The following is an 11,455-nucleotide window of genomic DNA, read 5'->3' as shown; positions in this document are numbered from 1 at the left end:
CCACGTGCCGTCGGCCCGCTGCTTGTCGCGGCGGATGAGCCCCTCGAACGTGGCCCCGAGGCGCAGGATCGCGGTCCGTGAGCGTTCATTGCGCTCGTCGGCCTGGATCTTCACCCGGCCGAAGCCCGCGTCGAAGGCGAGCCCGAGGAGCAGCAGCTTCGTCTCGGCGTTGACGGCGGTGCCCCAGACGCGCGGGTCGTAGGCCGTCCAGCCGAGGTGGGCGGCCTCCCCCGGCTCGTCGAAGTCACCGAGCGTGGACGTGCCGACGAGGAGTCCGTCGTGCTCACCGCCGACGAGCCGGATGACGTAGGTGTTGCGCACGCCGGTCGTGAAGTAGCCGTCGGCGAAGGCGTCGAATTCGGCCTGCGTCGTCGGCAATCCCGCCGGCCCGCCGCCGTAGCCGCCGGCGAAGACCTCCGGGTGCGCGATCGCCGTGAACAGCTCCGGATAGTGCGCGCGGTCCAGCGGTTCGAGGCGGATGGTCCGGCCGTCGATGGGGCGGGGCTCAGGGCGTCGTGCGGTCACCGTTCCACCGTATCCGGTGGCGGGCGTCGCGCGAGGACCGGTCTCGCGGTCAGGCGAGGATGAGGCAGGTCGGCGAACCGGCGTCGAGCGTCCCGAGGAGCGTCGTCGGGACCCCTGTGCGCTCATCGAGCCGGAAGCTCGCGATGGAGTTCGACAGCTGGTTCGCGACGTGCAGGAAGCGACCCGACTCCCGGTGGTGGCGCGGCATCGTCCCGCCACACTCGACGTCGGCCACGGCCTCGACCCGCGAACCGTCGCCGGTGACGCGCAACGTGGCGATGCGGTCGCTCCCGCGGACGCCGACGTGCAGCTGCTCGCGCGAGGCGGCGAGACTGATCTCAGCACCCGTGTCCCCCTCGGACACGCCCTCCGAGGTGGCGATGGTCGCCGCGAGGATGTGCCAGTGCCCGTCGGTGCCGTCGACACCGAGCGTGAAGACCTCGACCGAGTACTCGGTGATGACGTGGAGGTGGCCGCTCGGGTGGACGACGAGGTGTCGCGGACCCGTGCCGCGTGGGAACACGACGGTGTGGTCGAGCACCAACCGCGACCCACGGAGCTGCCAGATGCGGACCGTGTCGTGGCCGAGATCGGTGGTCGCGATGCGGCCGTCCGGGAGGAGCGCCGAGGCGTGCGCGCGCGACGGTCGGGACGGCAGCGCCTCGCCGACAGCGGCCTCCAGCGCGAGGAGCGTGAGCGCGTCCTCACCCGCGTCCGCGGACTCCGCCGCGAGCGCGGTGGGCGACGCCCAGGGGTCGACGGACGCCTCGCCGAGACGCGGGTCGCCTGCGAACGCCGCGTTCTCCGCGAGCGGCACCGTGACGACCCGACCATCGCCGTAGCAACTCGCGATGAGGACGTCGGCACCGGGGACCGTCGCGACGTGGCACACCGAGTCGCCGGCTTCGATGGGCTTGCCGAACGGCGCGAGCCCGAACTCTCCGGAGCGCTTGAACGCCTCGACGGCCCCGGTCGACTCGCTCGCCGCGTAGACGATCGGCAGCGTCGGGTGCAGGGTGAGGAAGGACGGCGACTGCGCCTCCGACGACTGCACGAGGCGGAGGGGGCCCGCCTCGTCCTGGCGCAGCAGGCTGATGCCGGCACCGGTGCCGTCGGCCTCCGAGGTGTAGGAACCGAGCAGGAGGTAGGGGTTGTCGTCGCTCACCCCCACAGTCTCCCACCTGCGCCGTCTCGCACCGGCGCCCGCTCAGGAGATGCGGCGGGCGCGGACGCCTGCCGCGTACTCCTTCGGGGTCATGCCGATCGCCTCACGCACGATCCGGATGAGCGTCGCGCGGGTGATCCCGAGCGCGTTCGCGAGGGTGACGAGCGACAGGTCGGGATCGTCGTCGAGGGTCGCCAGGGCGCGCCGGACCCGTGGGTCGAGCGCCCCGGCGTCGCGCTGGGCACGCACCGCCGGGCGAGGCCTGACCTCACCGCTCGTGAGCTCCTCGACCGGTGGCAGCCCGGGCAGGGACGGCTGACTGGATTCGTCCACCATGGCGCGTTCGACCCTCGTCGTTCGCTGCTCGGGTCAGTCGACGAGGTCGTGACGCACGACGATCGCGTCGCGGCCGGGACCCACGCCGATCGCGGAGATGCGCGAACCGCTCATCGCCTCGAGCGCCAGCACGTAGTCCTGGGCGTTCTTCGGCAGGTCCTCGAAGCGGCGGACACCGGTGATGTCCTCCTGCCAGCCGGGGAACTCCTCGTAGATCGGGACGGCGTGGTGGAAGTCGGTCTGCGAGACCGGCACCTCGTCGACCCGGACGCCGTCGACCTCGTAGGCGACGCACACCGGGATGGTGGCGAGGTCGTCGAGGATGTCGAGCTTCGTCAGGACGAAGTCGGTGACACCGTTGATGCGCGCCGCGTACCGGGCGATCGGGGCGTCGTACCAGCCGACGCGACGCGGGCGGCCGGTCGTCGTGCCGAACTCGAAGCCCTTCGAGCGGAGGTAGTCGCCGGACTCGTCGAACAGCTCGGTCGGGAACGGGCCGGCGCCGACGCGGGTCGTGTAGGCCTTGACGATGCCGATGACGCGGTCGAGACGGTTCGGGGCGACACCGGAGCCGGTGGCCGCACCACCCGAGGTCGCGTTGGAGGAGGTGACGAAGGGGTAGGTGCCGTGGTCGACGTCGAGCATCGTGGCTTGGCCACCCTCGAAGAGGACGATCTTGCCATCGTCGAGCGCCTCGTTCAGCACGAGCGCGGTGTCGGCCACCATCGGGCGGAGTCGCTCGGCGTAGGCGAGGAGGTCGGCCACGATCTCGTCGACCGTGATGGCGCGGCGGTTGAAGACCTTGACCAGCAGGTGGTTCTTCTGGTCGAGGGCGCCCTCGACCTTCTGGCGCAGGATGTTCTCGTCGAAGAGGTCCTGGATGCGGATACCGACGCGGTTGATCTTGTCGGCGTAGGCCGGGCCGATGCCACGGCCGGTGGTGCCGATCTGGCGCTTGCCGAGGAAGCGCTCCGTCACCTTGTCGATGGTGCGGTGGTACTGGGTGATGACGTGCGCGTTGGCGCTCACGAGGAGGCGCGAGACGTCGATGCCGCGGGCCTGAAGTGCCTCGAGCTCGTGGAACAGCACCTCGATGTCGATGACGACACCGTTGGAGATGACGGGGACGACGCCGCTCGTCAGGATGCCGGACGGCAAGAGGTGGAGCGCGTACTTCTCGTCACCGATGACGACCGTGTGCCCCGCGTTGTTGCCGCCGTTGAACTTCACGACGTAGTCGATGCGGTCACCGAGCAGGTCGGTGGCCTTCCCCTTGCCTTCGTCGCCCCACTGGGCGCCGACGATCACGATTGCTGGCATCTGGATGCCGCCCCTTCCGGATTCTCGTGTGCCCGGCGGATCCGCTGGGGAACCTCGCCCTGACAGGCCGGACGCCCACCCTCTGCGGGCGGGCGTCTCGTGCACGCACCCCTCCATCGTACCGGAGGAGGGTCACGGGCACCGAGTCCCAGGCTGCGCTCGATACCATGAGGGGATGTTCAGGCCTCGGGCGGCCGTCCTGCCTGCCGATCGCCCTCGACGACCGTCCTCTCGACCGACCGAACGGAACCCATGACCTCCCTACCGCGCCTCGTCGCCTTCGACCTCGACGACACCCTCGCCCCGTCGAAGTCCGCGCTCGACCCTCGCATGGCCGAACTGTTCGTCGCGCTCCTCGAACGCACCTCGGTGTGCATCATCTCGGGCGGCCAGATCGTGCAGTTCCAGAACCAGGTGCTCGACCGGCTCGGAGCGGCGTCGCCCGAGGCCCTCGGCCGACTGCACCTCATGCCCACCTGCGGCACCCGGTACGACCGCTTCGACGGCACCGCGTGGGTCACCGTCTACAAGCACGACCTCACCGACGATCAGAAGGCCCGCGCCATGGGCGCGCTCGAGACCGAGGCCAAGCGACTCGGCCTCTGGGCCGACGAGACCTGGGGCCCGATCCTCGAGGACCGCGGCTCGCAGATCACCTTCTCCGCCCTCGGGCAGGCCGCGCCGGTCGCCGAGAAGACCGCCTGGGACCCCGACGGCGCGAAGAAGGAGTCGCTGCGCGCCGCCGTGCAGGCGCTGCTCTCCGACCTCGAGGTCCGCTCCGGCGGCTCGACCTCGGTCGACATCACCATGGCGGGCGTCGACAAGGCGTTCGGCATGACACGGCTCGCCGAGCACACCGGCATCCCCCTGGAGGAGATGGTCTTCGTCGGCGACCGTCTCGACGAGGGCGGCAACGACTACCCGGTCCTCGCGCTCGGGGTGCCGTCGGTGGCCGTGCACGGCTGGCAGGACACCGCGGCCTACCTGGAGTCGCTCGGCCTGTAGGGCGTCGGCCCCTGAGCCTGTCGGCCCCGGTCCCTGAGCCTGTCGAAGGGCTAGTCGGAGCCGAGGATGACGATCGCGGAGGTCGGCGGGGCCGCCGCCGCGACGAGGTACTCGATCTCTTCGGACGCAGTGGGGTCGGCCTCGCGCAGGAAGGTGTCGAGACGCTCGACCTCCTCGGTCTCGCCGATCGCCTTCGCGGAGCGGCGGAGCGCGTAGAGCGAGCGCAGCACCCCGCGGTTCGGCGCGTGCGACCACGGGATCGGGCCCTGACCGCGCCAGCCGGCGGCACGGAGCGAGTCCAGGCCGCGGTGGTACCCGACCCGAGCGGCCGCGTAGCCGGGGATCGGCGACTGGGGGTCGTGGACCGCGTCGGCGAGGAGTGCCCAGCCGAGCGAGGAGCGGGGGTGGGCCGCGAGGAGGTCCGCCAGCGCCTCGATCGAACCGACGGCCGCATGGAACTCGGCATCGGTGGCGCTGTCGTCCGGCAGCAGTGTCGGAGGGGTTGCCATCAGATTCTCACCGGTCATCGTTCAACCATAGCTCCGTTCCCATGCCCTGGCGTGGGAGGAAGCTGGCAGCCCTCGCTGAGAGCTCGCCGCATCCGCCGACATCGATATTGCACACTGCTGTGCAAGATAGTACGATCGCTGTCATGACCACCACCCAAGCGCCTACGAGCGGATCGCGAGCCCCTCGTCGCGACGCCGCCGAGAACCGCGTCGCGCTGCTCGAAGCCGCCCGCCTGGCGCTCCGCAGCGACCCCGACGCCAGCCTCGAGACCATCGCGGCGGCCGCCGGCCTCACCCGCCGTTCGGTGTACGGACACTTCGCCACGCGTGACGAGCTCGTGAACGCCGTCGTCGTGGCGGGGGCCGAGCGCGTCGCCTCGTCGATCACGGCCGTCCAGGGCGACGACCCGCTCACCACCATCGCGCTCATCGGTGACGTCCTCTGGGCCCAGGTGGACCACGTCCGCATCATGGCGCCGCTCGCCGTCCGCGGGCCGCTCCGCGCCGTCACGGCGGCCGCCCTCGAACCCGTTCGGACCCTCCTCCTCCGCACCGTCGAGGCCGGTGTCGCGGACGGTTCCATCCGCCCCGACATCGACGCCGGCGTGCTCGCCCGACTCGTCGAGAGCACGGCCGTCGGGGTGCTCGAAGAGGCGACCCGGTCCGGCCTCTCGACGAGCGCCGGCCGCCGCCTCGTCATGCTCGCGACCCTCGGGGCGGTCGGCCTGTCATGGCAGGACGCCACGGCGGTCGCCGACCGCGCCGACACCGAACACGCAGACACCCACCGCCACACCACCGGCACCGGTACGAACGAGGAGTCCTCCCATGCGCGTTGAACTCGACGGCGTCTCCAAGGGCAAGGGCGGCATCGTCCTCGAGCCGACCTCCCTCTCCTTCCGGACGGGCGAGGCGACCTTCGCCCGCGCCGAGACCGAGCAGCGGCCGACCGTCCTCGGCCTCATCGCCTCCGGCCGCATGAAGCCCGACACCGGGACCGTCCTCGTCGACGGAGCGACCGACCGCAAGACGATGCGACGCGTGATCGCGCTCATCGACGCCCCCGACGTCTCCGAACCGGCCAGCGGCGTCGCGGTCTCCGGCGTCGTCGCCGAGGAGCTCATGTTCGCCGGCCGGGCGAGCCACCCCTTCGCCGTCGCGCGGTTCCTCGAGTCGCTCGACCTCGCGCACCTCGCGAAGCAGCCGATCTCGACCGTCGCGCCGACCGACCGCGTGCGGCTCCTCACCGAGCTCGCCGTCCTCCGGGAGGACGTCACCGCGCTCGTCCTCGTCTCCCCCGACCGCCACGGCGGCGACCCGCTCGAGTGGTGGAAGCTCGCCCGCAAACTCGCCGCCCGCGGCTACGGCGTCCTCGTGATCGCCGGTGACGCCTCGGCGACAGCCATCAACGCCACCGCCGACGCCCCGGTGTCCGAGAACGCCACGGACGAACTCGTCCCCCTCTTCCAGCAGGACTGGTCGTGACGCACACCGTGCACCACGACCGTCCAGCCCTCCCCTCATCCCGCACCACCCGTCCCCAGAAGGACCTCCTGTGAAGATCTTCGCGATGATCCGCGCCGAACTGTCCCGCCTGTGGGCCACGCCCATGTCGCGGCTCGCCCTCGTCGCCCTCATGTGCGTCCCGCTGCTCTACGGCGGCCTGTACCTCTGGGCGAACCAGGACCCGTACGCCAAGCTCGACCAGGTGCCCGTGGCGCTCGTCGTCGAGGACACCGGTGCGCCGGCGACCGACGACACCACCGGCGACGCGACCGGCGAGACGGAGAACTACGGCGACGACATCGCCGACCAGCTCATCGAGGACGGATCGTTCGCCTGGCACGAGGTCAGCGCGGCCGACGCCGCCCGGGGCGTGAACGACGGGACCTTCGACTTCAGCGTCACGATCCCCGCCGACTTCTCGACCTCACTCACCTCCGCATCGGGCGACGCCCCGCAGCAGGCGACGGTCCAACTCACGACCAACGACGCCAACAGCTACCTCGCGACGACGATCGGCGAGCAGGCCGTCAAGCAGATCAAGGCGACCATCGTGCAGACGGTGAACCGCCAGGCCGCGGGCCGGTTCCTCATCGCGCTCGACACGATCAAGACGAAGCTCGTCGACGCCACCTCGGGCGCGACGCAGTTGGCCGACGGCGCCCAGCAGGCCTTCGACGGTGCCGGGACGGCCCAGGCCGGCGCGGCGACCCTCGCGTCCGGCACCGCGCAGATCGCCTCGGGGACGGCCAGCCTGCCCGCCCAGACCGACCAGCTGGCCTCGGGTGCCGAGCAGGTGGCGTCCGGGACCTCGACCCTCGCCGGCAAGGGCGACGAGGTCGGAGCAGCCGCCCAGCGGCTCGTCGACTCGATCCCCACGGCCCGCGCGCAGATCTCGCAGACCCTCGCGGAGAACGGCTTCACCCCCGAGCAGATCGCCCAGGTGCTGGCACTGCTCGACCCGGTGGCCGCTGACGCCACGACGGCGAACGAGCGCGTCCAGACCGTCGTGTCGCAGGTCGACCAGTTGAACAGCGGCGCCCAGCAGGTCGCGGGAGGTGCCCGGAAGCTGAGTGACGCGATGCCCGCGCTCGCCTCGGGGACACAGCAGGCCGCCGACGGTGCCGCATCGCTGCAGACCGGCCTCACGAGCCTGCAGACGGGGCTCGGCACCCTCCGTGACGGCATCGTCACCCTCCGCGACGGTCTGCAGTCGGGCGCGGACGCCATCCCCGCGACCACGGCGGACTCCCGCGAACTCCAGGCCAAGACGATCGCCGATCCGGTCAAGCTGACCAACTCCTCCGTGACGAGCGCGGGCACCTACGGAGCCGGACTCGCGCCGTTCTTCGTCAGCCTCGCCGCCTGGATCGGCATCTACGCGCTCTTCCTCATCGTCAAGCCGGTGTCTCGGCGCGCGATCACGGCGCTCCACAGCCCCATCAAGGTGACCGTCGCCGGTTGGCTCACGCCGGGCCTCCTCGGGACGATCCAGATGGTCGCGCTGTTCGGCATCCTCGCCGGCGCCCTGCACTTCGAGGTCCACAACCCGCTCGCGACCTACGGGATGATGGCGCTGGCGTCCCTCACCTTCGCGGCGATCATCCTGACGCTCAACGTGTGGTTCGGCAGTGTCGGGCAGTTCCTCGGCCTCGTGCTCATGGTCGCCCAGCTCGTCACCGCCGGCGGGACGTTCCCCTGGCAGACACTCCCGGCGCCGCTCGCAGCCCTGCATCACGTGCTCCCGATGTCCTACGCGGTCGACGGCATGCGCCAGTTGATGTACGGCGGACGGATGGACGCCGCCCTGCAGGACGCCGGGGTCCTGCTCGCCTGGCTGGCGATCGCGCTGAGCCTCTCGGCGATCGGCGTGACGCGGATGACGCACGCCAGGACGCTCCGCGACCTCCGGCCGAGCCTCATCGGCTAGGCACCGGTCGAGCGCGCAGGCGCCCGCGCAGGAGCGTCGTCCTCGGGTGGGACGACGCTCCGGCGCGTGCGGTACGCCTGCTGCGTGCGACGCCCATTCGGGTCGGGCATCGTTCGACGTCGGCGTCTGAGCGCCGCGTCGATCCGGGTTCGGGTCCGCCCGACAGCGTTGCACTCCCTTGAGTGATCGCGCGAACGCTCGTTCATGACGCGGAACGCGGCAGATTCTCTGGAACGTCGTCGAGCCACCGGACGGACCGGCCGTCGTCCGTGGCGGAGACCCTGCCGTCGTACCCCGGAAACACCGGAGGCCGCCGGGAGTGGGGGGACTCCCGGCGGCCACCGGTGCGACGGAACGGGCGTGTTCCGTCTGGAGCGGCTGAGCGTCGTGGTTCGGGCCACGGCGACCAGCTGCGGGTGCAGCGCGCTGATCAGCTGGAGAGCAGCGACGCCTCCTCGCGCTGTTCGGCGAGCATCCGACGACGAGTCGCGAACGCGGCTCCGGCTCCCCAGATGAGGAGCGACGCGAACAACGCACCGGCCGGAGCGATGAGCTCGCCCGAGCCGGTCTGTGTCGCACTGATCGAGCTCGACGCCTCGTCGACCCGGGTGTCGGCCTGAGCCGGCGCGGCGACGCCGACGATGAGGGCGACCGCGAGGGCTGCGGGGACGGCGAGCGCGGCGATGCCACGGACCTTGGACGGGCGGGTTCCTCGTTCGGGCGAGGCTCCCAGGGCAGAACGGTGCGTCATCTTCGATTCATCCTTCGGGTGACCGCCGATTCGCACCGCACGGATTCGGGTCCGTGCGGTGGCCCTCGGTGGCTTCGGGTGCCGGAGGGATTCGGGTTCAGCGGTGGAGTGTTGCTCCGCTAGACAGTATGCCGGGCGGTGTCGGCACTTTGGGGGACCAGGGTGCCAATTGAGGGAATCTTGAGGTGTTCCTGAGGTAGGCGCAGCGCTGCCGTTGGAAACCACCCGCGGACGGGGGCCAACCCGATCAGGATGCGTCGAAGGAGACGTGCTGCATGACCCAGGCGTGCATCGCGACGGCCGCTGCTGCGGACGCGTTGATCGATCTCGTCGACCCGAACTGGGTGATCTCGAGCACCGCATCGGCCGCGGCGAGCGCCTCCGGCGAGAGCCCCGGCCCCTCCTGTCCGAAGAGGAGGAGGCACCGCTCGGGGAGCCTGAACGTCTCGATCGGGACCGATCCCGGCACGTTGTCGATCGCGATGACCGGCAGCTCGGCCGCCGACGCCCAGGCGACGAGCGCCGCGACGTCGACGTGGTGTTCGACGTGCTGGTAGCGGTCGGTCACCATGGCTCCGCGCTTGTTCCAGCGACGGCGTCCGACGATGTGGACGGTGTCGGCGGCGAACGCGTTGGCGGTGCGCACGATCGACCCGATGTTCATGTCGTGCTGCCAGTTCTCGATGGCGACGTGGAACGGGTGGCGGTGGTCGTCGATGTCAGCGACGATGGCCTCCATCGACCAGTACCGGTAGCGGTCGACGACGTTCCGGGTGTCGCCGTCGCGGAGCAGCTCGGGGTCGTACCAGGGGTCCTCCGGCCACTCCCCCTGCCATGGACCGACGCCGACCATCGGGCTCTCGGCCTGATCAGGGCCGACGACCGGGTCGACCGGGTGGAGCGGGGTCTCTGACACCAGCCAACCCTACCCGCGCCGTGCCACACTGGAGGTCCGGGCCCGACGCCGCGCCACCCCCGCGGCGCAGCGCTCGCGCAGCCCGCACGGAGCACCTGGAGGAACGCATGTCACGACGCGACGAGGTCGAATGCTGGCTCACCGACATGGACGGCGTGCTCGTCCATGAGAACCACGCCCTCCCTGGTGCCGCAGCGCTCCTGCAGCAGTGGCAGGACCAGCGGACGCCCTTCCTGGTGCTCACCAACAACTCGATCTTCACCCCGCGCGACCTGAGCGCCCGACTGCGTGCCTCCGGGCTCGACGTGCCCGAGGAGTTCATCTGGACCTCCGCGCTCGCGACGGCCGCCTTCCTTGCCGAGCAGGAGCCGGGCGGTTCGGCGTTCGTCATCGGGGAGGCCGGGATCACCACGGCCATCCACGAGGCCGGCTTCACCATGACGGAGACGAACCCCGACTACGTGGTCGTCGGCGAGACCCGCAACTACTCGTTCGAGGCCATCACCAAGGCGATCCGCCTCATCGCCGGTGGCGCACGCTTCATCGTGACCAACCCGGACGCGACCGGACCGAGCAAGGACGGCCCGCTTCCGGCGACCGGCGCCATCGCGGCCCTCATCACGAAGGCCACCGGCATGGAGCCCTACGTCGTCGGCAAGCCGAACCCGATGATGTTCCGATCGGCGCTCAACAAGATCGGCGCCCACTCCGAGAACACCGGCATGATCGGCGACCGCATGGACACCGACATCGTCGCGGGCATCGAGGCCGGTCTCCACACGATCCTCGTGCTCACGGGCATCAGCGACGAGGCCGAGATCAACCGTTACCCGTTCCGTCCGAACGAGATCCTGAGTGGCGTCATCGACCTCGTGAAGACGGAGCCCGTCGAGGTCGAGATCTAGGCCCTCCCGCCACCACCAGCCACACCGATCCACTCCGCCCGCCACGCACCGAGGACTTCCATGCGCGCCGTCGTCTACGACCAGTTCACCGCCGAGCCCGAGGTCCGCGACGTCGCGGATCCGGTGCCGTCCGACGCCGGCGTCGTGGTGCGGGTGGAGACCACGGGGCTCTGCCGGAGCGATGCGCACGGCTGGCTCGGGCACGACGACGGCATCGCCCTCCCCCACGTGCCCGGCCACGAACTCGTCGGGCGCATCCACGCTGTCGGCCCCGCCGTCGAGCGGTTCCGCGTGGGCGACCGCGTCACGGTGCCCTTCGTGTGCGCGTGCGGACGCTGCGCCCAGTGCCTCGCCGGGAACGGGCAGGTCTGCCCGAACCAGACCCAGCCGGGCTTCACCCACTGGGGGTCCTACGCGGAGCTCGTCGCCCTGCATGACGCCGACGTGAACCTCATCCCGGTGCCCGAGTCCCTCGACGCCGGCGCCGCCGCCCTCCTCGGGTGCCGCTTCGCGACGGCCTTCCGCGGGCTCGTCCACCGCGCCGGGCTCCGCAGCGGGGAGCGCCTGCTCGTCGTCGGCTGCGGCGGCGT

The 11,455-nt window shown here is 71.0% G+C and carries 13 protein-coding genes; 6 read left to right on the top strand and 7 right to left on the bottom strand.

The genetic code is table 11. From position 1 onward, the window contains the following. The 4 genes from IFT89_RS18090 to IFT89_RS18075 form a co-directional block, all read right to left on the bottom strand. Window positions 1-525, bottom strand: a 525-nt coding sequence (locus IFT89_RS18090; protein WP_307783546.1) for a GNAT family N-acetyltransferase, incomplete at its 3' end; no start/stop codon positions are given. A 49-nt stretch (window positions 526-574) separates the two neighbouring features. Next, a complete protein-coding gene (locus IFT89_RS18085; RefSeq protein ID WP_202939649.1) occupies window positions 575-1,690 on the bottom strand; it encodes a lactonase family protein in 1,116 nt (371 codons plus the stop codon). A gap of 42 nt (window positions 1,691-1,732) precedes the next feature. Beyond that, window positions 1,733-2,026, bottom strand: a complete 294-nt coding sequence (locus tag IFT89_RS18080; RefSeq protein ID WP_079705009.1) for a winged helix-turn-helix transcriptional regulator — start codon at window positions 2,024-2,026, stop codon at window positions 1,733-1,735. Between the two features lie 33 nt (window positions 2,027-2,059). After that, the gene (locus IFT89_RS18075; protein WP_064295554.1) at window positions 2,060-3,346 is read right to left on the bottom strand and encodes an adenylosuccinate synthase; all 1,287 of its coding nucleotides are present in this window, start codon (window positions 3,344-3,346) and stop codon (window positions 2,060-2,062) included. 252 nt (window positions 3,347-3,598) lie between these two features. On the opposite strand from IFT89_RS18075, the gene IFT89_RS18070 reads away from it, so the two are divergent. Continuing rightward, complete coding sequence (locus tag IFT89_RS18070) at window positions 3,599-4,351, top strand: HAD-IIB family hydrolase (protein ID WP_202939648.1); 753 nt, start codon at window positions 3,599-3,601, stop codon at window positions 4,349-4,351. A gap of 50 nt (window positions 4,352-4,401) precedes the next feature. On the opposite strand, the gene IFT89_RS18065 is transcribed toward IFT89_RS18070, so the two are convergent. After that, the gene (locus IFT89_RS18065) at window positions 4,402-4,878 is read right to left on the bottom strand and encodes a DUF3151 domain-containing protein (protein WP_064295552.1); all 477 of its coding nucleotides are present in this window, start codon (window positions 4,876-4,878) and stop codon (window positions 4,402-4,404) included. Window positions 4,879-5,003: 125 nt separating this feature from the next. Here IFT89_RS18065 and IFT89_RS18060 point away from each other — a divergent pair, with 125 nt between their 5' ends. The 3 genes from IFT89_RS18060 (at window position 5,004) to IFT89_RS18050 (ending at window position 8,293) form a co-directional block, all read left to right on the top strand. Further along, entirely contained in the window at window positions 5,004-5,699 is a 696-nt protein-coding gene (locus tag IFT89_RS18060) for a TetR/AcrR family transcriptional regulator (protein ID WP_202939647.1), read from the top strand. Then, window positions 5,689-6,345, top strand: a complete 657-nt coding sequence (locus IFT89_RS18055; RefSeq protein ID WP_202939646.1) for a hypothetical protein — start codon at window positions 5,689-5,691, stop codon at window positions 6,343-6,345. Before IFT89_RS18060 ends, IFT89_RS18055 begins: the two co-directional genes overlap by 11 nt. A 70-nt stretch (window positions 6,346-6,415) precedes the next feature. Further along, window positions 6,416-8,293 (top strand): YhgE/Pip family protein, encoded by a 1,878-nt coding sequence (locus tag IFT89_RS18050; RefSeq protein WP_079705006.1) that lies wholly within the window; start codon window positions 6,416-6,418, stop codon window positions 8,291-8,293. Window positions 8,294-8,723: 430 nt separating this feature from the next. Here IFT89_RS18050 and IFT89_RS18045 read toward each other — a convergent pair whose 3' ends face one another. After that, window positions 8,724-9,044 (bottom strand): hypothetical protein, encoded by a 321-nt coding sequence (locus tag IFT89_RS18045; protein ID WP_202939645.1) that lies wholly within the window; start codon window positions 9,042-9,044, stop codon window positions 8,724-8,726. Window positions 9,045-9,291: 247 nt separating this feature from the next. Then, window positions 9,292-9,897 carry a TrmH family RNA methyltransferase gene (locus IFT89_RS18040; RefSeq protein ID WP_202939651.1) on the bottom strand — a complete coding sequence of 202 codons (606 nt, stop codon included), beginning with the start codon at window positions 9,895-9,897 and terminating at the stop codon, window positions 9,292-9,294. Between the two features lie 170 nt (window positions 9,898-10,067). On the opposite strand from IFT89_RS18040, the gene IFT89_RS18035 reads away from it, so the two are divergent. Next, window positions 10,068-10,865: an HAD-IIA family hydrolase gene (locus IFT89_RS18035; RefSeq protein WP_079705004.1), complete on the top strand. Its 798-nt coding sequence runs from the start codon at window positions 10,068-10,070 to the stop codon at window positions 10,863-10,865. A 60-nt stretch (window positions 10,866-10,925) separates the two neighbouring features. Then, a partial coding sequence (locus IFT89_RS18030; protein ID WP_202939644.1) for an alcohol dehydrogenase catalytic domain-containing protein occupies window positions 10,926-11,455 on the top strand: 530 nt, incomplete at its 3' end.

The sequence above is a fragment of the Plantibacter sp. CFBP 13570 genome (assembly GCF_014841395.1).
Taxonomy (GTDB): Bacteria; Actinomycetota; Actinomycetes; order Actinomycetales; family Microbacteriaceae; genus Plantibacter; species Plantibacter auratus.
This window is presented reverse-complemented; position numbering and strand designations above follow the sequence as displayed.

Excerpts from the sequence above, each read along its gene's own strand:
- IFT89_RS18035 (WP_079705004.1), top strand. The coding sequence starts at position 10,068 with ATGTCACGACGCGACGAGGTCGAATGCTGGCTCACCGACATGGACGGC.
- IFT89_RS18065 (WP_064295552.1), bottom strand. The coding sequence starts at position 4,878 with ATGACCGGTGAGAATCTGATGGCAACCCCTCCGACACTGCTGCCGGAC.
- IFT89_RS18075 (WP_064295554.1), bottom strand. The coding sequence starts at position 3,346 with ATGCCAGCAATCGTGATCGTCGGCGCCCAGTGGGGCGACGAAGGCAAG.
- IFT89_RS18070 (WP_202939648.1), top strand. The coding sequence starts at position 3,599 with ATGACCTCCCTACCGCGCCTCGTCGCCTTCGACCTCGACGACACCCTC.
- IFT89_RS18040 (WP_202939651.1), bottom strand. The coding sequence starts at position 9,897 with ATGGTCGGCGTCGGTCCATGGCAGGGGGAGTGGCCGGAGGACCCCTGG.
- IFT89_RS18055 (WP_202939646.1), top strand. The coding sequence starts at position 5,689 with ATGCGCGTTGAACTCGACGGCGTCTCCAAGGGCAAGGGCGGCATCGTC.
- IFT89_RS18080 (WP_079705009.1), bottom strand. The coding sequence starts at position 2,026 with ATGGTGGACGAATCCAGTCAGCCGTCCCTGCCCGGGCTGCCACCGGTC.
- IFT89_RS18060 (WP_202939647.1), top strand. The coding sequence starts at position 5,004 with ATGACCACCACCCAAGCGCCTACGAGCGGATCGCGAGCCCCTCGTCGC.
- IFT89_RS18045 (WP_202939645.1), bottom strand. The coding sequence starts at position 9,044 with ATGACGCACCGTTCTGCCCTGGGAGCCTCGCCCGAACGAGGAACCCGC.